Here is a 25,446-nt window from a genome sequence, read left to right as displayed (position 1 = left end):
GTGGAAATTGACTTTCCATATTTCCGGCGAAACTATCTCTGCAGCCTGAAAATTTCCCTTCCAGAACAACGGAATCTTTCTTTTCTCGGTTTGGCACGGCGTTTGCTGTTCAGTTTCTGAGAATGTTCTGAATGGTGAAATTGTGGAGGAGATAATGCCATCCAATCTGGTCCGCGCCCTCAGCGAAAGGGCTCGCCTGCCTGTCGTCGATGAGACGAGCATCGATGCCTTTCTCTCGCCGGCTGCCGGCGAGCCCGAAAATACGGTGCTGTTCTTCACCGGCGATCCCGCGCAGCGGCCCGAAGCCGACGACGTTGCCGTCGTCCTCCCCGAACTCCTCCAGGCATTTGGTGGCCGCCTACGCGGTGCGGTCGTGCAGCGCGGCACGGAGGACAAGCTCAAGTCACGGTTCAACGTGGTTGTCCTGCCGAGCCTCGTCGTGACCCGTCGTGATCAGCCAGTCGGTGTGCTGGGTAAGATCCGCGACTGGTCCGAATATGTCGAGAAGATCGGCGGATGGCTGTCGCCAGATGCGCCGGTCATGCTGCCGTCCGGCGGACCGAAGGTGGAAATCACCCATGCTGGCAAGGAGATCGTAAGATGAAGGCAGGTTTCTGGGTTGCCCCCGAGGGCGAAGATGCCGCAATGACGGTGATGCCGATCGGCGCCGAACCGCCGCTGCGTGCACGCAAGCTGAATTTCCTTGCAACGAGCACGGCCGAGGAGATGATCCGGCGATGTCGCCGGACGGCAGAGCTTCTTCCGGAGCTTGCCGATGCGCTCGCGGTCCAGATGGCCGATCAACCGGGTAGGCTTTTCGACATCACCGACTTTCCCGAAGACGACCGCGAGCTGATCACCCAGACCCTCGGCGAAGGTGAGGTGGCCGGTGTTGCTGCGTTGGCTGGCGGAGTTACGGCACAGATGCAAGAGGCCGTGATGGCCGGCGTCTGGCGCATCCGCTTCACCGATGCAGACGGCCGGCTGCTCGCGGATTACATCGAAGTGGCGAGCATTCCGGCCGCCGTGCGCCAGGCCTGCTCCGTGCTGCAGCCGACGGTCAGCCATGGGCCGGCTCCGGCAGGCGCGATGAACGTCATGCCGGTTCTCACCGAGATCGGCGACCGGACGGGCCGCTATCGTGAGGGAGACCCTGCTCACATCATCACGTTCTCGCTCTTTCCGATGAGCCCCGAGGACATGAGCTTCCTGCAGGACACGCTGGGTGCCGGTCCGGTACAGCTGACCTCGCGCGGCTATGGCACCTGCCGGATCGTCGCGACCGGCGTGCGCAATGTCTGGTCGGTCCAGTTCTACAACGCCATGGACACGATCATTCTCGATACCCTGGAGATCTGCGACATTCCCGCCGTCGCGATCGCGGCGGAAGAGGATTTCCGCGACTCCGAGGTGCGTCTGCGCGAGATCGAGGAGGCCTATTTCAAATGAGCGCCTTCGAGAACTTCGGCAAGCGCGAGACCGTGTCGGACGACGACCGCATGGAATGCGGCATCTGCTGGCATGTCTATGATCCCGCCGAAGGCGATCCCGTCTGGCAGATCCCCCCGGGCACGCCCTTCTCGGCGCTGCCCGAGGACTGGCGCTGTCCGAATTGCGATGCGCTCCAGTCGAAATTCATGAGGCTCGGCGATGCAGGCTGACATGGCTGCGGACGAGCTAGCCGGCGGCGATCCGGCGCTGGCGCTGGGGCAGCGGCTGGAGACGTGCTACCGGCACATCCATGCCACGGCCATGGCCGACGTGCCGATCTGCAATCCGGCGCTCGGTGTGGCGGCGACCGGTTTCAGAACCTATGGCGGGCGTGCCTTCGGCATCGTCACGACACCCTGGTTCATGAACCTGGTGGCCAGCGACCTGCCAGACGGCACGCCGTCTGCACCGACAGGCACCGGCATGACGGTACGCATCGGCTTGCCCGCCGGCGAGGTCGATTTCATCGCCGGCGAACTCGATGGTTTCGGCAGGGTCGATTCCTGTTCGCTGTTTTCGCCGGTCTTCGAATTCGTTTCGATGGAGGCAGCGCTAGAAACGGCAAAAGAAGCAGTTCGCGCCTTCTTCGATCCGGCCGCCCTTGAGCCCTCACCGCCGCCACCCGCCGCCGTCAACCGGCGGGATCTTCTGCGCGGCAGCTTCGGAAAACGCGAGGAGGTGTCGGAATGACGTTTCTTCTCGGAGCCGGTGTCATCAGGATCGACGTGACGGTGTCGCGCGCGCTCGCATGCTCCGTGGCGGTCAAGGCGAACCGGCCCCAAGGTTTGACACGGATGTTCGTCGGGCGCCGGCCCGAGGAGGCTCCCGCACTTGCGGGACAGGTCTTTTCACTTTGCAGTTTCTCGCAGTCGGTCGCAGCGCGGCTCGCAGTTCTCAGTGCGGCTGACCTCCCGATTGGCGATGACGAACGGCGGCGCGCCGCTGCTGGTCTGCTGGCTGAGAGGATTTTTGAATCCCTCAGGGCGCTGATCCTTCATTGGCCGGTTTCAATGCCCGAACCCCTGACGGCCGCGGCTGGAAAGCACCTGCGGGAAGCGCTTGCCGCATCGCAGGCGATCATCGCGGAAGTCAAGGCGAAGGATGTCGACCGCCAGAGACTGGCGGCGGCAGCTGCTCGATTGTCCGGTGCCGCGACGGGTCTCGGCATTCCCGCGCAGGGTTCCATACCGCTGGCGGGTACCGCCTGTGCGGCAATCCTCGGCGATGCCGCCAGTGACCACGCCTTTGCCGGCCGTCGGCCTGACCGCCTGACGATCGCCGACGACGCGGAAGTCGTTGCCCGTCTTTATGAGGAAGCCGACTATGCGGCACTGCCTCATCTGTCCGGCCGGGTTGCGGAAACCGGCGCCTATAGCCGACCCGGTGGGGTCGACGGAAACCAGCAAAGCTCGCATCTTGCCGATCGGTTTCTCGCCCGGACCGGTGACGTTGGTCGCTGCCTGGGAGCACTTCACGCCCTTGTCGAAACCGGCGAGCAGGACTGGGCCTTGCTCGCCGACTCCGGACCCAGCCCGGGGGCGGGCGGCTATGGCGCGGTGGAATGTGCGCGCGGCAGGCTCTATCATCAGGCCGAACTTGGTGCCGACGGCAGGCTTTCGGCCTACCGCATCCTTGCGCCGACGGAGTGGAACTTCCATCCGGCCGGCCCCTTCGTGGAAACCGTCCTGTCCTCGCGCATCGGCACGGGAGAAATGGCGGTGCGGTCGGTCTCGCGGCTCGCGGTGCTTTTCGACCCTTGTGTCGCCTTCGAGGTGGACGTCCGGGAGGCGACCCATGCATGAGATGTCATTGATGGAAAGCGTGATCGACATTGCCTGCGAGACGGCCCGGCAGAACGGCGCGACCAGGGTAAAGTCGATCCGTCTCGATGTCGGCGTGCTGAGTCATGTCGATCCGCATGCGCTTCTGTTCTGCCACGAGGCGGTCCGCCATGGCACGATCGCCGCGGATGCGGAGCTGGAGATCAACCGCGTTGCCGGACAAGGCTGGTGCCTCGACTGCGGCAAGACGGTCGCCTTGCAGGAGCGCTTCGGGGCGTGCCCGGACTGCGGAAAGTACCGCGTGCAGATGACTGCGGGCGATGAATTGAAGATCAGGGACATGGAGGTGATCTGATGTGCACGGTATGCGGTTGCGGAACTTCGACCATCGAGGGCCAGAAGGGCGGTTCAGGCGCTCATGGGCACGACCACGAACATCGCCACGGCCATGGACACCATCATGACCATGATCACGCCCACCATCACCATGCCGACGAGCACGACCATCATCACGCGGAAGATGGCAGCGTCCATTATGGGCAGGGGATCGCAGGGGTTCATGTTCCGGGCATGAGCCAGGAACGCATCATCCAGGTGGAGCGTGACATTCTGTCGAAGAACGACGCTTACGCGATCGAGAACCGGCGCTATTTCGGCGAGCATGGCATCTTCGCGCTGAACTTCGTCTCCAGCCCCGGTTCGGGCAAGACCAGCCTGCTGGTGCGCACCATCAGCGATCTCAAGGGACGCCTGATCATCAACGTGATCGAAGGTGATCAGCAGACCTCGAACGACGCTGCCCGCATCCGCGAGACGGGCGCGCGGGCAATCCAGATCAACACCGGCAAGGGTTGCCATCTCGACGCCCACATGGTCGGTCATGCGACCGAGGATCTTGCTCCAGAGCCGAACTCGGCGTTGTTCATCGAGAATGTCGGCAACCTGGTCTGTCCTTCGGCCTTCGATCTCGGCGAGGCGCACAAGGTCGTGGTCCTCTCGGTGACCGAAGGCGAGGACAAGCCGCTCAAATATCCCGACATGTTCGCTGCCGCCGATCTCATGATCCTCAACAAGGCCGACCTGTTGCCGCATCTCGACTTCAATGTCGGGCTCTGCATAGCGAACGCGCTGCGCGTCAATCCGCGCCTGCAGACGCTCACCGTCTCGGCTCGCACCGGCGAGGGCATGGAGGCCTTCTACGCCTGGCTCGAAACCTCGGCCGCACGCAGGTCGACGCGGACAAAGGTGGCCTGACCGATGACGGCTGCGCTCGCACGATCGCTGGAAAGCCCGGTGCGCCGGCTGCGGCTGAGAGTGCGCGGCGCGGTTCAGGGCGTTGGCTTCCGGCCTTTCGCCTACCGGCTCGCCCGCTCGATGCAGCTTTCCGGCTTCGTACTGAACGACAGTGCCGGCGTGCTGATCGAGATCGAGGGGGCCGCTGCTACAGGCTTTTCCGAGGCGATGCGGAAGGGAGCGCCACCGCTTGCCCGCATCGACGAAGTCGACGTGATGGAACTCGCGCCAGCTGGCGGCGAAACCTTCGAGATTCTGGAGAGCCTCGGCGGCCGCACCGCCACGCGCATCGGCGCGGACGCCGCGACCTGTCCCGACTGTCTCGGGGAACTGCGGGACCGGGGAAGTCGCTTCTTCGGCTATGCCTTCGTCAACTGCACCCATTGCGGTCCTCGTTTCACCATCACCCGCGCGCTTCCCTACGACCGGGCGCAGACGTCGATGGCGCCCTTTCCCATGTGCCGGGCCTGCGCGGCCGACTATGCCGACCCTGAGAACCGGCGCTTCCATGCCGAGCCGGTTGCCTGTCCCGCCTGTGGCCCGAGGCTCAGCCATCCGGTCGAAGACGTGGCCGTCGCCATCGAGACCGGGGCAATTGTCGCGTTGAAAGGCATCGGTGGTTTTCACCTCGTCTGCGACGCCAGCAACGACGGGGCGGTTTCCCGGTTGCGACAGCGAAAGGCGCGCGACGAAAAGCCCTTTGCCGTGATGGTTGCCGACATCGAAGCGGCGCGGAGGCTCTGCGTTTTGACTGACGTCGAGGAGGTCCTGCTGGCGTCCGCCGCCCGGCCAGTCGTTCTGGTCGAGCCCCGTGCGGCAGGACTCTCGCCGCTTCTTGCGCCGGGCCTTGGCCGTATCGGCGTGATGCTTGCCTATGCGCCGGTCCATCACCTGCTTTTCGATGCGCTGGCTTCGATGGATCCGCATCGTCCCGCCGCGCTGGTCGCTACCAGCGCCAATCCCGGCGGCGAGCCGCTGGTCGCGGACAATGCCGATGCCGAACGCCGCCTTGGCGCCATCGCCGACCTGATCGTCACGCACGACCGCGATATCGCCGTACGCGCCGACGATTCCGTCATGCAGGTGGTCGATGGCGCTCCGGCCTTCCTCCGCCGTGCGCGTGGTTTCGTCCCCGAACCGGTCGATCTCGGCGAGGACGGGCCATCGGTCATCGCGACGGGCGCGGACCTGAAGAATACTGTCTGCGTGACGCGCGGGCGGGAAGCGTTTCTCTCGCAGCATGTCGGCGGTCTCGACAATGCCCAGGCGATCCGCTTCCAGGAAGAGGCGATCGCCCATCTCTGTTCGATCCTCGACGTCAAGCCGGACTACGCCGCCTGCGATCTGCATCCGGATTTTCGTTCGGTGCGGATCGCCGAAAGCCTCGACCTGCCGCTGATCAAGGTTCAGCACCATCTGGCCCACGTCGCCGCCGTCGCCGCGGAACATCGTCTTGCCGGCCCGGTCGTCGGGCTGGCGCTGGACGGTCACGGTTTCGGGACGGACGGAACGGCCTGGGGCGGTGAAATGCTTGTGGTTGACGATAGTGAATGGCGGCGTGCGGGCTCACTTTCGCCCCTGTCTCTGCCGGGTGGCGATAAGGCTGCGCGCGAGCCGTGGCGCATGGGCGTCTCAGCGCTGGTTGCCGCGGGCCGCGTTGATCTTGCCGCCAGCCTCTGGTCTGGGCATCCGGGCGTCTCGCAATTGGTGACGATGTTCGCCCGCGGCATGCAGCCTGCCATGACGACGAGCCTCGGCCGCCTTTTCGATGCGGCGGCAGCGATTGCGGGTGTCCGCCTAGTCCAGACTTATGAAGGGCAGGCGGCGATGGAGTTCGAGGCGCTGGTTCGTGCACCTCGCTGCCTCGATGGCGGCTTTGTCATCCGCGACGGCATTGTCGATTTCGGCCCTCTCCTCCTGCATTTGGCGGACCGGCGGCCCGTCCCGTCCGCGGCTGCCGATCTTTTTCATGGCACGCTGATCGCCGGTCTTGCGGAATGGGCGGCCGCCGAAGCGCGCCGCCTCGGCATCAGGCAGGTCGCGCTTGGCGGCGGATGCATGATGAACCGCGTCCTCGCGGGTGGTTTGGCCCAGGCCATTCGAGCGCATGGCCTCGAGCCGCATTTGCCACGCCGCGTACCCGCCAATGACGGCGGCATCGCGCTCGGCCAGGCGGCCAATGCGCGGCAGGTCATCATGAAAGAATCTATGCAAGGGGAGGAAGGCCGGACATGTGCCTAGCGATACCGGTTCAGGTCAAGGAAGTATTGCCCGACGACATGGCAAAGGTGACGCTCGACGGCGTCACAAAGGTCGTGTCCATTGCGCTCGTCGATGATGTGAAGCCCGGAGACTATCTGGTGCTGCATGTCGGCTACGCGCTCGCCAAGATCGACCCCGAGGAGGCGGAACGGACGCTTGCGCTCATCCGGGAAGCGGCGCTGGGAGAAGTGGTATGAAATACATCGATGAATATCGCGACGGCAGGCTCGCCAAGGACATCGCCCGGCAGATCGTCGCGGCTGCCGATCCGGCGCGTTCCTATCATTTCATGGAGTTCTGCGGGGGCCATACCCATGCGATCTCCCGCTACGGCCTCGAAGACCTGCTGCCTTCCAATGTGCGCATGATTCACGGGCCAGGCTGTCCCGTCTGCGTGCTGCCGATCGGCCGAATCGATGCCGCGATCGCCCTTGCCATGCGGCGCGAAGTCACACTCTGCACCTATGGCGATCTGATGCGCGTGCCGGGGTCCAACGGTTCGAGCCTCCTGAAGGCGAAGGCCGCGGGCGCCGACATCCGCATGGTCTATTCGACGCTCGATGCCTTGAGGATCGCCGAGGCCGAACCGCACCGGGAAGTCGTTTTCTTCGCTATCGGCTTCGAGACAACGACGCCGCCGACGGCGCTGGCGCTCAAGGCCGCGATCGCGAAGAAGCTTCCCAATTTCTCGATCTTCTGCAACCACGTGCTGACCCCGGCGGCGATCCAGAACATTCTGGAAAGCCCGGATGTGCGCAAGCTCGGCACGATCAAGATCGACGGTTTCATCGGCCCGGCGCATGTCAGCACGGTAATCGGCACGGAGCCCTACGAGTTCTTTGCCGAAGAGTTCCAGAAGCCGGTGGTGGTCGCGGGCTTCGAACCGCTCGACGTCATCCAGGCGATCCTGATGCTGGTGCAGCAGGTCAATGACGGCCGACACGAGGTGGAGAATCAGTATATCCGCGCCGTCACCACGCTCGGCAACGAAAAGGCTCAGAACGAGGTGGCGACCTTCTTCGAACTGCGCGAGAGCTTCGAATGGCGTGGCCTCGGCGAAGTGCCCTACGGCGCGTTGCGCCTCAGGCCGGAATATGCGCAGTACGATGCCGAAAAGCGGTTCTCGATGGTGACGCCCGCGGCAAAGGACAATCCCGCCTGCGAATGCGGAGCCATCCTGCGCGGCGTTAAGAAGCCGGCGGACTGCAAGCTGTTTGGCACCGTGTGCACGCCCGACACGCCGATGGGGTCATGCATGGTGTCTTCGGAAGGCGCTTGCGCCGCACACTGGACCTACGGCCGCTTCCGGGAGAAGGCGCGTACGCAGGATGAGGGGAGGGCCGTCGCATGAACGTTGCGATAAAGGCTTACAAACGCAAGCTCGACATTGCCAACGGCCGCGTGGATCTGTCCCACGGCGCGGGTGGCCGGGCCATGGGTCAGTTGATCGAGGGCATCTTCCACAAGGCCTTCGACAATGAATGGCTGAGGGCCGGAAACGACCAGTCGGCCTTTGTCGTACCTGGTGGCCGCATGGTTATGACCACCGACGGCTATGTCGTCTCACCGCTGTTCTTCCCCGGCGGCAATATCGGCACGCTTGCCGTTCACGGCACGATCAACGACATCGCCATGGCCGGTGCCGTGCCGCTCTATCTTTCCGCGAGCTTCATCATCGAGGAAGGCTTTCCGCTCTCCGATTTGGAGCGCATCGCCGAAAGCATGGGGGACGCCTCTCGCGAAGCCGGCGTTCCGATCATCACCGGCGACACCAAGGTGGTGGAGCGTGGCAAGGCCGATGGCGTCTTCATCTCGACGGCCGGCGTCGGCATGGTTCCGGCCGGCCTCGATCTGCGTTCGGACGCAGCCCGGCCGGGAGATGCGGTCATCGTCTCGGGTTCGATTGGCGACCATGGCGTCGCCGTCATGTCGAAGCGTGAAAACCTCGAATTCGACACCGCCATCGTCTCCGACAGCGCCGCACTGCACGGGCTCGTGGCGTCAATGGTCGTGGCAGGCGGCCAGCACATCCGCCTGATGCGCGATCCGACCCGCGGCGGCATCGCTGCGACGCTGAACGAGATCGCCCACCAGTCAAAGCTCGGCTTCCGCATCGACGAGGATGCCATTCCGCTGAAGCCGGAAGTGGCGGCAGCCTGCGAGTTCCTCGGGCTCGACCCGCTGAACGTCGCCAATGAGGGCAAGCTCGTGGTCGTCGTTGCGCCGGAGGGTGCCGAGGCGGTGCTTGCCGCCATGCGGGCGCATCCTCTGGGGGCGGAAGCCGCACTGATCGGCCATACCGTGGCCGACGACCATTGTTTCGTGCAGATGGCGACCAGCTTTGGCGGCGGCCGGATCGTCGACTGGCTTTCTGGCGAGCAGTTGCCGCGGATCTGCTGAACGATGCGTATCCTGCTTCTCTGCCACAGCTTCAACTCTCTGTCCCAGCGCCTGCATGTCGATCTCCGTCGGGCGGGACACGAGGTTTCGGTGGAGCTCGACGTCCACGATGATCTGACCCGCGAGGCGATCGCGCTGTTTTCGCCGGATCTCGTCGTCGCGCCTTTCCTGAAGCGGGCCATCCCGGCCGACGTCTGGCGCCGCACGCTCTGTCTTATCGTCCATCCCGGCATTCGTGGCGACAAGGGGCCGAGTGCGCTCGACTGGGCAGTCCTCGATCAGGAAGAGATCTGGGGCGTGACGCTGGTCGAAGCCCGCGAAGAGATGGACGCAGGCCCCGTCTGGGCCTGGCGGGAGTTCCTCATGCGCCCCGCGCGAAAGTCGAGCATCTATCGCCATGAGGTGACCGAAGCCGCCGTGGCCTGCGTGTTCGAGGCCATCGGTCGGCTGAAACGGCAGGAGGGCGCTGCCATGCCAGCGAATTGGGGGGCTGGGCGCGAACGTCCCGCCTGCCGTCGGGCCGACCGGATGCTCGATCCGGCGGGGCAGACCGCGGAAGAGGCATTGCGCATCATCCAGGCATCCGACGGTGATCCCGGCGCTTCTCTGACGATTGGATCGGAGACGTTTCTCGTGTTTGACGCCAGCCTGGCATCCGGCCTCTCCGGAGCACCCGGCACGCTTCTCGGGCGTTGCGGCAAGGCCCTGGCTGTTGCGTTCCGCGAAGGTGCGCTGTGGATCGGTCATCTGCGTGCTGCTCGGCCCGGAAGTCTCAAGCTGCCGACGATAACCCTGCTCGGTTCGGAAGCACGGGAGCTTCCGGTGGTGCCGGGCCCGCAAGCCTGCCGCTATCACGAGGTGGACGGCGTCGGCTACCTCGATTTCCGTTTCTACAACGGTGCCATGTCTGCCGAAGACTGTGACGAACTGCGCGAGGCGATTGTTGCGGCCAGGGAGCGGGCGCTGCCGGTGCTCGTTCTCCAGGGGGACGCAGATTGCTGGTCTAACGGGATCCATCTCGGTCTGATCGAAACCGCAGACAGTGCGGCAGACGAATCCTGGCGCAACATCAACGCCATGAACGATCTCGTGCGGGAGATCATCGTCTCGGACGACCGGTTGGTGATTGCCGCTGTTCTTGGCAATGCCGGTGCCGGAGGCGTCTTCCTGTCGCTTGCCGCCGACGAGGTCTGGATGCGCGACAGTGTCATTCTCAATCCGCATTATAAGGACATGGGGAACCTCTATGGTTCAGAATACTGGACCTATTTGCTGCCAGCCCGTGTCGGCGAGGCGCGTGCCCACCGCGTGACGCAGGCGAGGCTGCCTATGGGCTCAGACGAGGCCCTCGAGCTGGGTCTCGCGACCCATGTGCTTCCGGTTGATGTTGATCTTGCCATGCGCGAAGTTCGTTGGCGTGCCGCCGAACTCGCGCGCGCGCCCGATATCGCCGACCGAATCGCTGCAAAACGCGAGCGCCGGATGCGGGACGAAGCTGAAAAGCCGCTCTCAACCTATCGAGCCGAGGAACTGCAGCGGATGCGGCGCAACTTCTACGGTTTCGATCCGAGCTATCACGTGGCGCGGTTCAACTTCATCCGCAAGACACCGAAGTCGCGCACACCGGTCACACTCGCCGTTCACCGTGCCGGAGGGGACACGGCGGGCCGCAGGAGGAAAGTCCAATGACAAACCCGCACGCAACCGTTCTCGTCGTCGACGACGAGGTGCGCTCGATCGAAGCGATCCAGCGGGTGTTGTCCGATGAGTTCGAGGTCATCGGTGCCCGCAATGCCAAGGAGGCGGAAGAGGTGCTGGAGGGCGAGATGGTGCAGGTGATCCTGTGCGATCAGCGCATGCCCGGTGAATCCGGCGTGGAATTCCTCAAGCGCGTGCGCGAGCTTTGGCCGGATACCATTCGCATCATCATATCCGGCTATACTGACAGCGTTGATATCATCGAAGGCGTCAACAATGCCGGGATCTACCAGTACATCACCAAGCCGTGGAGCCCGGACAAGCTGATCGACTGCGTGCGCGAGAGCGCCAACCTCTGGCGTCTGCAGCACGAAGTTTCCGACATGCGCATCGAGGTGAAACCGGCGAGCGAGGCCTTGCAGAAGGTCATCAGCGATCGTCGGCGCAGCCAGGGCCAGTCCTTCGGCTTCGATCGCATCATCCACAGGCCGGAGAGCCCGCTTGTCGGCTCGATCTCGCTGGCGAAACGCGCCTCCCGCTACGATGTCTCGGTCCTTGTCACGGGCGCGTCCGGCACCGGCAAGGAACTCCTGGCACGTGCTATCCATCAGGAATCGGCCCGCGCCGATAGGCCCTTCGTGGTCGAAAACTGCGGTGCGCTGCCGGACGAGCTGCTCGAAAGCGAACTCTTCGGCTGCAAAAAGGGTGCCTATACCGGCGCCTACCAGGATCGCATCGGGCTCTTCGAGCTCGCCGACAGCGGCACGATCTTCCTTGATGAAATCGGCGAGACCTCCCCGGCCTTCCAGGTCAAGCTGCTGCGCGTGTTGCAGGAGGGCGAAATCCGCCCGCTCGGGGCGCAGCGTCCGCGAAAGGTGAATGTCAGGGTTATTTCCGCCACCAACCGTGACCTGCTGGCCGAAGTTGCCGCGGGCCGCTTCCGCCGCGACCTCTACTATCGCCTCGCCGCCTTCCCGATCCACATGCCGGCACTGAAGGACCGCGTCGAGGACATTCCGGCGATCGCGGCCCGGATCCTGACCCAGATAAACCAGTCCTTCAACCGGCAGGTGGCCGGTTTCCACCCGCGTACCCTTGATCTCATGACGGCCTATGCATGGCCAGGCAATGTGCGTGAACTGCAGAATGAGATTCAGCGCATGACGGTACTCTCCGACGGCAACGCGCCGCTGGCGCCAGATCTTCTGTCGCCGGCGATCCGCAACGGCGAAGCCGCAGTAGCGCCGGTCTCGGACGGTACACCTCGCCAGCTGAAGGACATGGTGGAGGAGATCGAACGGGCCGCGATCGAGGCAAGCCTTGCGCGACACGACGGCAACATCAGCCGCACGGCCGATGAACTGGGCTTGTCGCGGGTTGGATTAAGAAGCAAGATCGAGCGATACGACCTCAGGCGCTATCGCGATGACGAAACTGACTGATACGGCGGAACGTCAGGGTGGCGAGGATCTCATAGGCAAGATCTCTCTGCCTGACGTCTTCGCGCTCGATGGTTCGAGCGAGGCCATGTGGGTGGATGTCATTCACCGCATGGAGGAGGTCTATTCCGAACTCCTGCGCAACGAGACGGATCTCGAGCGCAAGAATGCCGAGCTGGAGGAAGCGCAGACCTTCATCTCGAGTGTCGTGGCGTCCGTCTCGGACATCCTCATCGCCTGCGGCAGCGACGGGGTGATCCGCAAGGTCAACCCTGCCTTCCTGACGCTGGTCGGGCTCGAAGAGGCCACGGTCATCGGTACGCGTATCTTCGACTATGTCGTCGAGACCGACCGCAAGGAGGCCGAGAGGTTGATGAGCGCCGGCCAGGAGGGGCGCGTTCTCGAAGGCGACCTGCATTTCAGGGCCGCTGCGGGGCGTGAGGAATGCCTTGCAATGCGCTGCGCCGCGCTGTTCGATGGTCGCCGGCGACGCTTCGGCGCCGTTCTGACCGGCCGTCCGATCAGCGAGCTCAGGCAGGCCTATCAGGCGCTGCATCAGGCACATCTCGATCTACAACGGGCTCAGCGAAAGCTGATCGAGCAGGAAAAGATGGCAAGCCTCGGCCGACTGGTCGCCGGCGTGGCCCATGAACTCAACAACCCGATCAGCTTCGTCTATGCCAACATCTACACGCTCGATCGCTATCGCAAGAATCTCGTTTCCTATCTCAATGCGGTGCACGAGGGTGCTGGCGACGAGCAGATCGCCGAGCTGCGGAAACGCCTGAAGATCGATGCGATCCTCGCAGACATTGCCCCCTTGCTCGAAGGCACGATCGAGGGTGCCGACCGGGTGAGCGACATCGTCAAGAATCTGCGACGGCTTTCATTCACCGAGACGGCGGAGCGCCGGCCGGTCGATCTCGACCGGGTGTTGCGCAATTCGGCCCATCTCGCCACGCGCGCCAAGAACTCCCGGGCCAGCCTGACGATCGACAGCGATCCCGACCTGTTCATCGACGCCCATGAGGGGCAGATCCACCAAGTCGTGGTGAACCTGATCGACAATGCACTCGATGCTGTCGCAAATCGGGCCGATGGCAAGGTGCACCTCAGCGCGAGGCGCAGGGGAAAGGCCGTCGAACTCGTCGTCAGCGACAACGGACCCGGTATCGCCGAGGCCGAAATGAGCAAGGTGTTCGAGCCTTTCTTCACCACCAAGGATGTCGGCGAAGGAACCGGGCTGGGACTCTGGATATCCTTCACCATCGTGCAGGATTACGACGGCGAGATCACCGTCAATAATAATGCCGACGGCGGCGCCGAGTTCCATGTGATCCTGCCGCTTTCCAGCTAGGGCAGGTCCGCCTTCCCGTGATCGAAAACACGGTCCGGATGGCGGATGATCCGACAAGCTACCGTGTCATTCCCCGGAGGACGCTGCCCCGGACAGAACGATCACGAAAGCGTTTGTGGGCTCGTCTGTCTCGATGGTCGCCTGCTCGCCCACCTGGAGTGTCAGCGTGTCGAACGCGTGGAGGCGTGACCAGGTCTCGCCTGTCAGCACCTGCATCGCTCCTGTCGGGATGAAAAGGGTTAGATCGGCGGCGCGAAGCGGCCACAATCCGTGGATCGTTTCGTGCGACATGGCATGGGCAAACCGCCCGCGCCGCGTCATCACGTTCAGATCCATCGTAGGCCCACCAATGTTGCGGCTGGAAATCGTCCAGTCGCCGGGGAAGGCAAAAGGCGGTCCGCCGCGCGTCAGCGCGACGGTCCGTTTCTCGGGCAGGTCGAGCAGCAGGCCCTCGCCGTCGAGCAGTGCGATCGTGCGGTCGATCCCGGGGAACAGGGAAAACGGACCATCCGCGCCGACATGGGCGATCGACAGACGCCAGTCGAACGCGTCGATGCCGCCGTCTTGCGGTACCAGCATGATCTCTTCCGTCATACCCTGGCCGTTCTTCCAGGGCATGCGGCTGTAGCTCTCGCGCCGGATGATCCGCATGGTGCTTCGCCTCAGTTGCCGAGAATGCCGGGCAGGCGAAGGCCCTTTTCCTTGGCACACTCGACGGCGATGTCGTAGCCCGCATCGGCATGGCGCATGACGCCGGTTGCCGGGTCGTTCCACAGGACCCGTTCGAGGCGGCGGGCGGCATCATCGGTGCCGTCGGCGCAGATCACCATGCCGGAATGCTGGGAGAAGCCCATGCCGACCCCGCCGCCATGGTGCAGCGAGACCCAGGTGGCACCCGAAGCCGTGTTGAGCAGTGCATTGAGCAGCGGCCAGTCGGAGACGGCGTCCGAACCATCCTTCATTGCCTCCGTCTCGCGGTTCGGCGAGGCAACGGAGCCGGAATCGAGATGGTCGCGGCCGATGACGACCGGGGCTTTCAGCTCGCCGTTCCGCACCATCTCGTTGAAGGCGAGGCCGAGCTTGTGGCGGTCGCCCAGACCCACCCAGCAGATGCGCGCCGGCAGCCCCTGGAAGGAGATGCGCTCGCGCGCCATGTCGAGCCAGTTGTGCAGGTGCTTGTTGTCGGGAAGAAGCTCCTTCACCTTGGCATCGGTTTTGTAGATGTCTTCCGGATCGCCGGAGAGAGCGGCCCAGCGGAACGGGCCGATGCCGCGGCAGAAGAGGGGACGAATATAGGCCGGAACGAAGCCGGGGAAGGCGAAGGCGTTTTCCAGGCCTTCTTCCTTTGCGACCTGGCGGATGTTGTTGCCGTAGTCGAGGGTCGGCACGCCCATGTTCCAGAAATCGACCATGGCGGCGACATGGATCTTCATCGACGCACGGGCGGCGTGTTCCACCGCCTTCGGGTCGCTTTCCTGCTTGGCGCGCCATTCGGCCACCGTCCAGCCGAGCGGCAGGTAGCCGTGGATCGGGTCGTGTGCCGAGGTCTGGTCGGTGACGATGTCGGGCTTCACGCCGCGCTTGACCAGTTCCGGGAAGATTTCCGCTGCGTTGCCGAGCAGGCCGACCGACTTCGCCTCGCCGGCCTTGGTCCATTCATCGATCATCGCCAGCGCTTCATCGAGCGTCTTCGCCTTGGCATCGACGTAGCGGGTGCGCAGCCGGAAATCGATGCGGGTCTCGTCGCATTCGACGGCCAGGCAGCAGGCGCCGGCCATGACGGCGGCGAGCGGCTGGGCGCCGCCCATGCCGCCGAGACCGCCGGTCAGGATCCACTTGCCCTTCAGGTTGCCGGCATAGTGCTGGCGGCCTGCTTCAACGAAGGTCTCGTAGGTACCCTGAACGATGCCCTGCGTGCCGATATAGATCCACGAACCGGCTGTCATCTGGCCGTACATGGCAAGACCCTTCTTATCCAGTTCGTTGAAATGTTCCCAGGTGGCCCAGTGCGGCACGAGGTTGGAGTTGGCGATCAGGACGCGCGGCGCATCCTTGTGGGTGCGGAACACGCCGACCGGCTTGCCCGACTGCACGATGAGGGTTTCCTCTTCGGTGAGCGTCTTCAGCGTCGCGACGATCCGGTCGAAATCCTCCCAGGTGCGCGCCGCGCGGCCGATGCCGCCATAGACGACCAATTCATGCGGACGTTCGGCTACGTCGGGGTCGAGATTGTTCATCAGCATCCTGAGCGGCGCTTCCGTCATCCAGCTCTTGGCGTTGAGTTCGGTGCCCTGCGGCGCACGAACGTCACGGGTGTTGTGGCGTGGGTTGGTCATGGTCTTTTCCTCTCAGGCAGCGAGATGGAGCGCAATCTCTTCGATGCGCTCAAGGATCGATTTCAGGTGTTTCCGCAGGCGTGCAGCCCGTTCGGGGTCGTAGGCGAAGGGGGGCGCTTCGTTCGTCAGATGACTGATCTGCGCGAGTTCCATCTGGATGGCGTGCACGCCGTTCTCGGGCTTGCCGTAGTGGCGCGTCGTCCAGCCGCCCTTGAAGCGGCCGTTGACGATCGCCGTGTAACCTTGGGCAGCGCGGGCAATCTCGGTGACAGCCGTCTCGATGCGCGGATGGCAGGTCCGGCCCATGTCGGTGCCGATGTTGAAATCGGGAAGCCGTCCCGCAAACAGGAAGGGGATCAGCGAACGGATCGAGTGGCAGTCATAGAGCACGGCAATGCCATGGATCGCCTTGACGCGCTCGATCTCGGACACAAGAGCCGCATGATAAGGTGCGTGGAAATTCTCCAGCCGATAGCCGATGTCGGCTTCGGTCGGTGTGGCGCCATCCTTCCAGATGGGCAGTCCGTCGAAATCCGTTTCCGGCACCAGGCCGGTGGTGTTCTGACCCGGATAGAGGCTGGCGCCCGTCGGGTCGCGGTTCGCGTCGATCACATAGCGGTGGAAGGTGGCGCGTACCGTCGTCACGTTCGGCAGGAGACCGGCGTAGAGGTCATGGATATGCCAGTCGGTGTCGGCCAGCAGTCGACCGTTTTCGTTGAGGCGTTCCCAGATGTCCGCCGGCACCTCCGTGCCCGTGTGGGGGAACGCGAGAATAACCGGCGAAGTGCCGCGGGTGACGTCGAAGACCGCCATCTCAACCCTCCAGGGCCGGCAGCAGGCCTTCGGACACGCTGGCCGTCAGCCTTCCGTCCGCCACCAGTGCGCTGGCCGCGGCAAGATCGGGTGCCATGAAGCGGTCCTCGTCGAGCGTCGCGACCACGGCGCGCAGGGCGGCGATCGCCTTCTGCAGTTCCGGGCTGGTCGTCAGCGGCTCGCGCAGTTCCACGCCCTGGGCGGCCGTCAGCATCTCGATGCCGACGATCGAGAACAGGTTGTCGGTCATCTGCAGCAGGCGTCGCGCGCCATGGCAGGCCATGGAAACGTGGTCTTCCTGGTTGGCGGATGTGGGGGTCGAGTCCACCGAAGCTGGATGCGCCATCTGCTTGTTTTCGCTCATCAGCGCGGCGGAGGTCACTTCGGCGATCATCAGGCCGGAATTCAGCCCCGGCTTCCGGGCGAGGAAGGCGGGCAGGCCGTAGGAAAGGGCAGGGTCGACCAGAAGCGCGATGCGCCGCTGGGCAATCGCCCCGATCTCGCAAACTGCGATGGCGATCTGGTCGGCGGCGAAGGCCACCGGTTCCGCATGGAAATTCCCGCCGGAGACGACGCTGTCGTCCGACAGCACCAACGGATTGTCGGTGACCGCGTTGGCCTCGATTTCCAGCGTGCGGCCCGCCATGCGCAGAAGGTCGAGGCAGGCGCCGTCGACCTGCGGCTGGCAGCGGATGCAATAGGGGTCCTGCACCCGTTCGTCGCCTTCGAGATGGCTCTGGCGAATGACCGAGCCGTCGAGAAGCGCGCGCAGCGCCGCGGCGGTGTCGATCTGGCCCTTGTGGCCGCGCAGCGTGTGGATGTCGGCGGTAAACGGGGCGGACGAGCCCATCGCTGCATCGGTCGACAGCGCGCCGGTGATCAGCGCCGCCTGCGCGGCCCGATGGGCGCGGAACAGACCGGCGAGCGCCAGTGCCGTCGATGCCTGGGTGCCGTTGATCAGCGCGAGCCCTTCCTTGGCCGCGAGCACGACCGGCGTCAGCCCCACGCGCTTCAGCGCCTCGGCACCAGAGAGCCGTTCCCCCTGATAGAAGGCTTCCGCTTCGCCCATCATGACGGCGGCCATATGGGCAAGCGGCGCAAGATCGCCGGAGGCGCCGACGGAGCCCTTTTCCGGAATCAGGGGGGTCACGCCCCGTTCCAGCATGCCCTCAATGAGGCGAACCAGCTCCAACCGGACACCGGATGCGCCGCGACCGAGCGAGATCAGCTTCAGCGCCATGATCAGGCGAACGACGTTTTCCGGCAGCGGATTGCCGACGCCGCAGCAATGGGAGAGGATGAGGTTGCGCTGGAGCGTCGCGACATCGGCGGCATCGATCTTGATCGACGCGAGTTTGCCGAAGCCGGTGTTGATGCCGTAGACCGGGGCGTTGCCGGCCGCGATCTGTGCGATGCGGGCGGCGGCACGTTCGATCCCTGCGTCGAAGGCGCGGTCGAGCACGGCCGTCTCGCCGTTCCAGTAGATGGCTTCCAGTTGCTTCAGCGAAACCTCGCCGGGGCGCAGCGTCACGGTCATCGGTTTATTCTCTTTCCCTTGAAAACATGTGCGAACAGCGGATTGAAGCCGATGCGGTAGACGAGCTCCGCCGGGCTCTCGATGTCCCAGATGGCGAGATCGGCGGATTTTCCGATCTCGATCGTTCCGGTGGTTGCACCAAGGCCGAGCGCCTGCGCGGCAACACGCGTCGTGCCTGCAAGGCATTCCTCGACGGTGAGGTGAAACAGCGTCGCCGCCATGTTCATGGCGAGCAGCAGCGAGGTGAGTGGCGAGGTGCCGGGATTGCTGTCGGTCGCGACCGCGATCGGTGTGCCGGCCTGGCGCAGCAAGGCGACCGGTGGCTTCTTCGTCTCCCGGATCGCATAGAAGGCACCAGGCAGAAGCACCGCAACCGTTCCGGCCTCGGCCATCGCGCGCCCACCGTCGTCGTCCAGATATTCGAGATGGTCGGCCGAAAGCGCGCCGTAGGACGCGGCCATCCTGGCACCGCCGAGATTGGAGAGCTGTTCGGCGTGAAGTTTGACGGGCAGGCCGAGCGCCCTTGCCTTGTCGAACACCCGACGCATTTCATCGACCGAAAAGGCAATGCCCTCGCAGAAACCATCGACCGCGTCGACAAGCCCTTCCGCATGGGCGCGCTCAAGCCCGGGCAGCACCACGTCGTTGATGTAGTCGTCGTTCCGGCCCTTGTACTCGACCGGTGTCGCATGGGCGGCAAGGTAGGTGGTGACGACGCGCACCGGCCGCAGGCTTTCGAGCGCGCGGGCGGCTCGGAGCATGCGTAGTTCCGCCTCGATGTTGAGGCCGTAACCCGACTTGATTTCGATGGTGGTCACGCCTTCGGCGATGAGCGTGTCGAGCCGGGGCAGGGCCGTCTCGACCAGGCCTTCAACGGTAAGCGCATTGGTGGCGCGCACGGAGGACACGATGCCGCCGCCGGCGCGCGCGATGTCCTCATAGCTAGCACCTTCAAGCCGCATCTCGAATTCGCGGGCGCGGTTGCCGCCGTAGACGAGGTGGGTGTGGCAGTCGATCAGGCCCGGCGTCACCCAGCGACCGCCGAGGTCGTGGGGTAAGGAGTTCGCTCGCATATCCTGCGTCACGTCAGCTATTTCCCCGACCCAGGCGATCCGTTCGCCTCGGGTCAGGATTGCGCCGCCGTCGATGATCCCGAGCCCCACCTTCGACGGGTCGAGCGTCGCGATGCGCGCATTGGTCCAGAGCGTCTGATGCTCCGGCGGTGCACCTTCCCGAGTTGCAGATTCGTTCCCGGCCATCTGGGTTGACCCTTTCATTTGTTGAAAACATGTATATACATAATAAGACGATTGGCAAGGCCAAATTTGAAATCGGCGGTGCGCCAGGCATACTGGTCCGCCCAAACCGGAGACGATGTCCGTGATGACGATCCATGCGAAGTCCGCGCTCTTGGCCGATGGATGGGCCTCCAATGTCAGGATCGACGTCGACGGTGCGAGGATCGCGGGTCTCACCAAAGATGCCGACGCCGCGCCCGGTGATGATCGCCGTGACGTCGTCGTGCCGGCCCTTGCCAACCTTCACAGCCATGCCTTTCAACGCGCCATGGCCGGGCTTGCCGAAACGAGGGGGCCGTCGGATGACAGCTTCTGGAGCTGGCGGACCACCATGTATCGCTTCGCGCTGTCGATGACGCCGGATCATGTCGAGGCGGTCGCCGCCCAGCTCTATATGGAGATGCTGGAGGCCGGCTATTCGCGGGTCGGCGAGTTTCACTATCTGCACAACGACAGGGATGGCGGCCACTACGGGGACATTGCCGAAATGGCCGGTCGCATCGCCGCCGCCTCGGCCGAGGCCGGCATCGGATTGACGTTGTTGCCTGTCTTCTATGCGCATTCCGGTTTCGGCGGACAGGCGCCGATCGAGGGCCAGCGCCGCTTCATTCATTCGCCCGAGAGCTTTGGCCGGCTGATGGAGCGCTGCACGGCACTGGTCCACGCACTGCCCGGCGCCGTCCTTGGCATTGCTCCGCACAGCCTCAGAGCGGCGACGGAGGAGGAATTGCGCGCGGTGCTGCCGCTTGCCGGTACCGGACCGATCCACATCCATGTCGCCGAGCAGGTGAAGGAAGTCGAGGACAGCCTGGCCTTCTCGGGCGCGCGCCCCGTTGAATGGCTGATCGACAACATGCCTGTCGATGGCCGCTGGTGCTTCATCCATGCCACCCACATGACGGATGACGAGACGCGGCGGATGGCGCGAAGCGGTGCGGTTGCCGGGCTTTGCCCGATCACCGAGGCCAACCTCGGCGACGGTGTCTTCAATGCCCCGCTCTTCCTCGGCGAAGGGGGACGGTACGGTGTGGGTTCCGATTCGAACGTTCTGATTTCACTGCCGGAAGAATTGCGTGTCCTCGAATACTCCCAGAGGCTGACCCGCCGGGCGCGCAATGTGATTGCCGATCCGGGTGGTTCGACTGGCCGCAAGCTGTTTGACGGTGTTCGGATCGGCGGGAATGCTGCGCTCCAGTCCTCGACCGGTCTCGAGGTTGGAGGCGATGCCGATATCGTCGCGCTCGATGTCTCCGCGGCGGCGCATGTCGAGGGTGACCAGCTGCTCGATCACTGGATCTTTGCCGGCGGCATCACGGTGGACGCCGTGTGGGCCGGCGGCCGCAAACGTGTCGAAGGCGGGCGGCATCTGCATCGGGAGGCGATCACGCGCCGGTTCCGCACGGTGATGACGGATCTGCTCGGCAGCTGAGTCGTCGAAGCGCGGTGCAATATTTCCTTTCTGTCGTGGCCGATGCTGGGCTACATCAGCGCGAGGCTCATACAGAAAGCGGCGAGTCGTGGCGGATATCATCGGCAGGGACCCGACCCTGCACCAGCGCATATTGAGCGATATCGAAGGCAAGATCGTTTCCGGCGAGTGGCCGCCGGGCCATCGTTTGCCGTTCGAGGTCGACCTGGCAGCGCAGTATGACTGCTCGCGCATGACGGTGAACAAGGTGATGACGCAGCTCGCCAAGTCCGGCCTGATCGAGCGGCGCAAGAAGTCGGGCAGTTTCGTCACGCAGCCGCAGGCGCAATCTGCCGTGCTCGAGATCAATGACATCGAGGCCGAGGTCCGGTCGCTGAACCTTGCCTATTCCTTTGCGCTGAAACGCAGCGAAACGCGCAAGGCGACAGCCGCCGACGTCCGCCTCCTCGAGGTCTCGCCCGGAACCAGGGTGTTGTCGATGACCTGCATCCATTTTGCCGGAACGCGGCAGTTCTGCGTCGAGGAGCGGTTGATCAATCTTGCCAACGTGCCGGAAGCGGAGACCGCCGATTTTGACAGCCTTCCTCCCGGCCAGTGGCTGATCCGCCAGGTTCCCTGGAGCACGGCTGAACATCGGATTCGGGCCGTATCGGCTTCGGCCGACATGGCCTCCATGCTCGGCATATCCAAGGGTACGGCCTGCCTGGTCGTCGAGCGTCGCACCTGGAGCGGGCTCGGGCCGATTACGCAGGTCCGCTTCACCTATCCGGGCGACACGCATGCGCTCGTCGCCCGGTTCACGCCGGCGTCTCAATAGGCTGCGTTAGCCGGCAGTGCCGATGTCCTTCAGCCCACCGAGGAAGTGGTCGTTCTCCGCGCGGGATCCGATGCTCACCCGGATGAAGGTTTCGAAGCCTGGCTGCTTCCACGGCTTGATGATGACCCCGCGCCTGAGCAGCGCTTCGGCGATCTGGGTCGCGCCCGTCCGCATGTCGACGAACAGGAAATTGCATTTCGATGGTGCCGTTCGATAACCCAGCTCGTCGAGGGCGGCCTTCATGCGCTCGCGCTCGTCGAGGGCAAGCTCGATCGAGCGCTTGAGGTGGTCTGCGTCGTCGAGGGCGGTGACGGCCGATGCCTGGGCGATGGCGTTGGTGTTGAAGGGGGTGCGGGCACGGTTGAGGAAGTCGCAAAGGCTTCCGTCACTGACGATGCCGTAGCCGATCCGCAGGCCAGCCAGACCGAAGGCCTTGGAGAAGGTGCGCAGAACCACCCAGTTGCGGGCGCTATCCCTCAGCATCTCGACTGCGTTCGGATAGTCCTCGCCGGCGGCATATTCGGCATAGGCCTCGTCGACGACGATCAGCGTTTCCGGATGCAGCGCAGCGACGACTGACGACAGTTGCATCGGCGTCAGCCAGCAGCCGACGGGGTTCATCGGGTTCGAGAACATCAGCATGCGCGGCTTGTGGGAAACGGCATCCAGAAGTGCGTCCATGTCGACGGTCAGGTCCGACGTGACGGAAATCCGCTCGACCTTGCCGCCCATCAACGTCGTGTAGTCTTCATGCAGGGGAAAGGACGGATAGAGGGTCGCCACGGTGTCGCCCGGGCGGACCACCGAGCGGCAGATGACGGCGATCAGGTCTTCGGAGCCGTTGCCCAGGATGACCTGGTTGTCCTCGACGCCGAAATCGGCGGCCAGTCGGGCGCAGAGTGCGCGACCCTGCGGATCGGGATAGAGCCGGGCCAGCTCGCCAATGTCAGGAAAGAGCCGCCGCAGTGTTGGCGACGGGCCGAGCGGATTCTCGTTCGAGCCGAGCTTGGCGATGTCATCGACTTTGTACTTCGCCCTCACCTCCCCCAGCGTCAGGCCTGCATTGTAGGGAGCGATCGAGCGGATTTCCTCCCGGATGGGGCTTGAAGGGTTCGCCATTTTGCAGTCTCCATGAGGTGCGTTTGCCAAGCCTCATTCATAGGCTCGGATTGCCGGTCTGTATATATGTATAGACATGTTATTGCGAAAATGCTGTGATTCCTGTCAGGGAATTCGAAACAAGGAGCCGTCATGACCCGTCCAATCTTCGACCTTTCCGGCCGCCGCGCCCTCGTGACCGGCGCCAGTCGCGGCATAGGTCAGTCCATCGCGGTCGCCCTGGCGGAGGCTGGCGCCGATGTGGCCGTTACCGCGCGGACGGTCGAAGGGCTGGCGGAAACGCGGGCACTGATCGAGAAGGCCGGCAGGCGCGCGGTGACGCTGGCTCAGGACGTGCGCGACGTCGAGGACTGCGGAATCGTCACCCGGGCGGCGGCCGACGCTTTGGGCGGCCTCGACATCCTGATCAACAATGCCGGGTTCGAGAATGTCCGGCCATCCTTCGACGTGGACGAGGCGCTCTGGGAGCAGATCCTGTCGACCAATCTGAAGGGTGCGTTCTTCTGCGCCCAGGCGGCGGGGCGGATCATGGCCGAAACGGGTGGGGGCGCGATCGTCAATCTTTGCTCGCTGACCTCCTATGTCGGCATCCCGACAGCGGTGCCGTATGGTGCCTCGAAGTCCGGACTTCTCGGCGTGACACGCGCTTTGGCTGCCGAATGGGCAACGCATGACATTCGCGTCAACGCCATTGCGCCCGGCTATTTTCGAACTGCCATGACAGAAGTCTTCTACGAGAACGACGACTGGCAATCGCGCATGCTGGACAAGATTCCCCAGCGTCGTTTCGGCAAGGAAAGTGACATCGGCGGCGTCGCCGTCTTCCTCTGCAGCGAAGCTGCGGCCTACATCACCGGCCACTGCATCCCCGTCGATGGCGGCTATCTGGCCTCCATCTGACGTAAACTGCACACGCCGCGCCCACGCGCTATCCGGCGGTGTAAACCGTACCGGACACGCGCGGAGCGCGCTTGCTTTTCCTGCGGCGGGCGACAAGACTGGTCGCCGCGATCGGTCTTGTCTTTCGCGTCTGCACAAATATTGATCAAGCAACTTTGCGGCGCAAAAAATGCGCAAATTTGGTTGACGGTACTTGTACGAATATGTATAGACAACTTAATGCAAGGGCCGGGCGATCGCCTTTCGCCGGGTCGGTAAAATGAAGTTTCGCGGCGGCTTCGGTCGCTCGACGAAACAGGACAGGGGAATGTCATGGGCGTTGTTGCTGCGGACCTCCATCCGGCCGGATCGACCGGTCAGATCGCTGTTTCCGTCCAGGATGTCGGCATGGTTTTCGGCGATGTCCATGCCGTCAGGAATGCCTCGTTCGATCTGCCGAAGGGCAAGTTCCTGACAATTCTCGGCCCCTCCGGCTCGGGCAAGACGACGCTCCTGCGCATGATCGCCGGCTTCGATCGTCCGACCAGTGGCGAGATCTTCATCAATGGCCAGCCGGTCAGTGCGGTCCCGCCGCACCGGCGTGCGATCGGTATGGTGTTCCAGAAACTGGCGCTCTTCCCCCATATGACGGCGGCCGAAAACGTCGCTTTCCCGCTCAAGATGCGCCGCCACGACGCCCGGACGATCCCGGAAAAGGTCGAGCGCTATCTCAATCTGGTCCGTCTCGGCGGCTATGGCGGCCGGCGCATCAACGAGCTCTCTGGTGGTCAGCAACAGCGCGTCGCGATCGCCCGCGCCCTCGTGTTCGAGCCGGACCTGCTTCTGCTTGACGAGCCGCTCGCCGCGCTCGACCGCAAGCTGCGCGAGGAGATGCAGCTCGAATTCCGCCGCATCCAGAAGGAACTCGGTGTGACGACGATCAACGTCACCCACGACCAGCGCGAGGCGCTGGTGGTGTCCGACGAGATAATCGTCATGAGCGGTGGCGCGATCCAGCAGAAGGCGCGGCCGGTCGATGCCTATCGCGCGCCGTCCAATGCCTTCGTCGCCAATTTTATTGGCGTCACCAATTTCATTGAGGGCAAGATCGTCGATCTTGCTGCGCCGACGGTGGTCATCGAGGCGAACGGTTTGCGCCTTGTGGGTGTCGCAGCCGAGGCCGCGCTTTCGGCGGGGGCTGCCTGTGCCGGCGCGGTGCGTGCCGAACAGATCCGCATCGCCCCGAAGGACGGTCGACTTGAAGGCCTCGATACGGTCGTTGAAGGCCAGGTCGTCGACTGTATTTTCGAGGGCGAGCGCGTCGTCTATGAAATCCGGGTTCCGGGACTGGCGGGCGTGCTGATGCGCGTCTTCGACCACGATCCCGAATCGCATCTGCAGTTCGGCCCCGGCGACGAAGTTCGTCTCGGCTGGAATGCACGGGATATGCATGTCTTTCAAAAATGACCCCGAGAAGGTCCAGCCAGAGGAGAATTC

Annotated in this window: 24 protein-coding genes; 18 read left to right on the top strand and 6 right to left on the bottom strand. The window is 64.0% G+C overall.

Annotated elements, in window-relative coordinates:
* Positions 1-154 precede the first annotated feature (154 nt).
* The 14 genes from ACX93L_RS20280 to ACX93L_RS20215 are packed head-to-tail and all read left to right on the top strand — an operon-like array spanning position 155 to position 13,721.
* Positions 155-604: a hydrogenase accessory protein gene (locus ACX93L_RS20280; protein ID WP_459406521.1), complete on the top strand. Its 450-nt coding sequence runs from the start codon at positions 155-157 to the stop codon at positions 602-604.
* Positions 601-1,449 (top strand): hydrogenase expression/formation protein, encoded by an 849-nt coding sequence (locus ACX93L_RS20275; RefSeq protein ID WP_459406520.1) that lies wholly within the window; start codon positions 601-603, stop codon positions 1,447-1,449. The genes ACX93L_RS20280 and ACX93L_RS20275 overlap by 4 nt, the downstream gene beginning before the upstream one ends.
* Positions 1,446-1,661: a rubredoxin gene (locus tag ACX93L_RS20270; protein WP_459406519.1), complete on the top strand. Its 216-nt coding sequence runs from the start codon at positions 1,446-1,448 to the stop codon at positions 1,659-1,661. Before ACX93L_RS20275 ends, ACX93L_RS20270 begins: the two co-directional genes overlap by 4 nt.
* Positions 1,651-2,181, top strand: a complete 531-nt coding sequence (gene hybE / locus ACX93L_RS20265) for a [NiFe]-hydrogenase assembly chaperone HybE (RefSeq protein ID WP_459406518.1) — start codon at positions 1,651-1,653, stop codon at positions 2,179-2,181. The genes ACX93L_RS20270 and hybE overlap by 11 nt, the downstream gene beginning before the upstream one ends.
* On the top strand, positions 2,178-3,293 hold the full coding sequence (locus ACX93L_RS20260) for a hydrogenase assembly protein HupF (protein WP_459406517.1): 1,116 nt from the start codon (positions 2,178-2,180) through the stop codon (positions 3,291-3,293). Before hybE ends, ACX93L_RS20260 begins: the two co-directional genes overlap by 4 nt.
* The gene (gene hypA / locus ACX93L_RS20255; RefSeq protein WP_459406516.1) at positions 3,286-3,627 is read left to right on the top strand and encodes a hydrogenase maturation nickel metallochaperone HypA; all 342 of its coding nucleotides are present in this window, start codon (positions 3,286-3,288) and stop codon (positions 3,625-3,627) included. Before ACX93L_RS20260 ends, hypA begins: the two co-directional genes overlap by 8 nt.
* A complete protein-coding gene (gene hypB, locus ACX93L_RS20250; protein ID WP_459406515.1) occupies positions 3,627-4,526 on the top strand; it encodes a hydrogenase nickel incorporation protein HypB in 900 nt (299 codons plus the stop codon). The genes hypA and hypB overlap by 1 nt, the downstream gene beginning before the upstream one ends.
* 3 nt (positions 4,527-4,529) lie before the next feature.
* Positions 4,530-6,806: a carbamoyltransferase HypF gene (gene hypF / locus ACX93L_RS20245; protein ID WP_459406514.1), complete on the top strand. Its 2,277-nt coding sequence runs from the start codon at positions 4,530-4,532 to the stop codon at positions 6,804-6,806.
* Positions 6,797-7,024, top strand: a complete 228-nt coding sequence (locus ACX93L_RS20240; protein WP_169595223.1) for a HypC/HybG/HupF family hydrogenase formation chaperone — start codon at positions 6,797-6,799, stop codon at positions 7,022-7,024. The genes hypF and ACX93L_RS20240 overlap by 10 nt, the downstream gene beginning before the upstream one ends.
* Positions 7,021-8,178: a hydrogenase formation protein HypD gene (gene hypD / locus ACX93L_RS20235; RefSeq protein WP_459406513.1), complete on the top strand. Its 1,158-nt coding sequence runs from the start codon at positions 7,021-7,023 to the stop codon at positions 8,176-8,178. Before ACX93L_RS20240 ends, hypD begins: the two co-directional genes overlap by 4 nt.
* Positions 8,175-9,227 (top strand): hydrogenase expression/formation protein HypE, encoded by a 1,053-nt coding sequence (gene hypE / locus ACX93L_RS20230; protein ID WP_459406512.1) that lies wholly within the window; start codon positions 8,175-8,177, stop codon positions 9,225-9,227. Before hypD ends, hypE begins: the two co-directional genes overlap by 4 nt.
* A gap of 3 nt (positions 9,228-9,230) precedes the next feature.
* On the top strand, positions 9,231-10,916 hold the full coding sequence (locus tag ACX93L_RS20225) for an enoyl-CoA hydratase-related protein (RefSeq protein ID WP_459406511.1): 1,686 nt from the start codon (positions 9,231-9,233) through the stop codon (positions 10,914-10,916).
* Positions 10,913-12,367, top strand: a complete 1,455-nt coding sequence (locus tag ACX93L_RS20220; protein ID WP_459406510.1) for a sigma-54-dependent transcriptional regulator — start codon at positions 10,913-10,915, stop codon at positions 12,365-12,367. Before ACX93L_RS20225 ends, ACX93L_RS20220 begins: the two co-directional genes overlap by 4 nt.
* Positions 12,351-13,721 carry a sensor histidine kinase gene (locus tag ACX93L_RS20215; protein WP_459406509.1) on the top strand — a complete coding sequence of 457 codons (1,371 nt, stop codon included), beginning with the start codon at positions 12,351-12,353 and terminating at the stop codon, positions 13,719-13,721. The genes ACX93L_RS20220 and ACX93L_RS20215 overlap by 17 nt, the downstream gene beginning before the upstream one ends.
* A 66-nt stretch (positions 13,722-13,787) precedes the next feature.
* On the opposite strand, the gene ACX93L_RS20210 is transcribed toward ACX93L_RS20215, so the two are convergent.
* From ACX93L_RS20210 to hutI, 5 genes are read right to left on the bottom strand one after another with little or no spacing between them, the layout of a single operon-like run.
* Positions 13,788-14,372, bottom strand: coding sequence for a HutD/Ves family protein (locus ACX93L_RS20210; protein WP_459406508.1), 585 nt, complete (start codon positions 14,370-14,372; stop codon positions 13,788-13,790).
* Positions 14,373-14,383: 11 nt separating this feature from the next.
* The gene (gene hutU / locus ACX93L_RS20205) at positions 14,384-16,057 is read right to left on the bottom strand and encodes a urocanate hydratase (protein WP_459406507.1); all 1,674 of its coding nucleotides are present in this window, start codon (positions 16,055-16,057) and stop codon (positions 14,384-14,386) included.
* A 12-nt stretch (positions 16,058-16,069) separates the two neighbouring features.
* Positions 16,070-16,870 carry an N-formylglutamate deformylase gene (gene hutG / locus ACX93L_RS20200; RefSeq protein ID WP_459406506.1) on the bottom strand — a complete coding sequence of 267 codons (801 nt, stop codon included), beginning with the start codon at positions 16,868-16,870 and terminating at the stop codon, positions 16,070-16,072.
* Between the two features lies 1 nt (position 16,871).
* Positions 16,872-18,407 carry a histidine ammonia-lyase gene (gene hutH / locus ACX93L_RS20195; protein ID WP_459406505.1) on the bottom strand — a complete coding sequence of 512 codons (1,536 nt, stop codon included), beginning with the start codon at positions 18,405-18,407 and terminating at the stop codon, positions 16,872-16,874.
* Entirely contained in the window at positions 18,404-19,666 is a 1,263-nt protein-coding gene (hutI, locus tag ACX93L_RS20190) for an imidazolonepropionase (RefSeq protein WP_459406504.1), read from the bottom strand. Before hutI ends, hutH begins: the two co-directional genes overlap by 4 nt.
* Before the next feature lie 121 nt (positions 19,667-19,787).
* On the opposite strand from hutI, the gene ACX93L_RS20185 reads away from it, so the two are divergent.
* Both ACX93L_RS20185 and hutC read left to right on the top strand, forming a co-directional pair.
* Positions 19,788-21,134: a formimidoylglutamate deiminase gene (locus tag ACX93L_RS20185; protein WP_459406503.1), complete on the top strand. Its 1,347-nt coding sequence runs from the start codon at positions 19,788-19,790 to the stop codon at positions 21,132-21,134.
* A gap of 97 nt (positions 21,135-21,231) precedes the next feature.
* A complete protein-coding gene (hutC, locus tag ACX93L_RS20180; protein ID WP_459406566.1) occupies positions 21,232-21,951 on the top strand; it encodes a histidine utilization repressor in 720 nt (239 codons plus the stop codon).
* A 6-nt stretch (positions 21,952-21,957) separates the two neighbouring features.
* Here the strand turns inward: hutC and ACX93L_RS20175 are convergent, their stop codons facing one another.
* Positions 21,958-23,070, bottom strand: coding sequence for a histidinol-phosphate transaminase (locus ACX93L_RS20175; protein ID WP_459406502.1), 1,113 nt, complete (start codon positions 23,068-23,070; stop codon positions 21,958-21,960).
* 132 nt (positions 23,071-23,202) lie between these two features.
* Between ACX93L_RS20175 and ACX93L_RS20170 the strand changes: the two genes are divergently transcribed.
* Together ACX93L_RS20170 and ACX93L_RS20165 are read left to right on the top strand one after the other, a co-directional pair.
* A complete protein-coding gene (locus ACX93L_RS20170) occupies positions 23,203-23,970 on the top strand; it encodes an SDR family NAD(P)-dependent oxidoreductase (protein WP_459406501.1) in 768 nt (255 codons plus the stop codon).
* 312 nt (positions 23,971-24,282) lie between these two features.
* Positions 24,283-25,416 carry an ABC transporter ATP-binding protein gene (locus ACX93L_RS20165; RefSeq protein ID WP_459406500.1) on the top strand — a complete coding sequence of 378 codons (1,134 nt, stop codon included), beginning with the start codon at positions 24,283-24,285 and terminating at the stop codon, positions 25,414-25,416.
* The last annotated feature ends 30 nt before the right edge of the window (positions 25,417-25,446 follow it).

The sequence above is a fragment of the Rhizobium sp. CAU 1783 genome, assembly GCF_054551725.1.
This window is presented reverse-complemented; position numbering and strand designations above follow the sequence as displayed.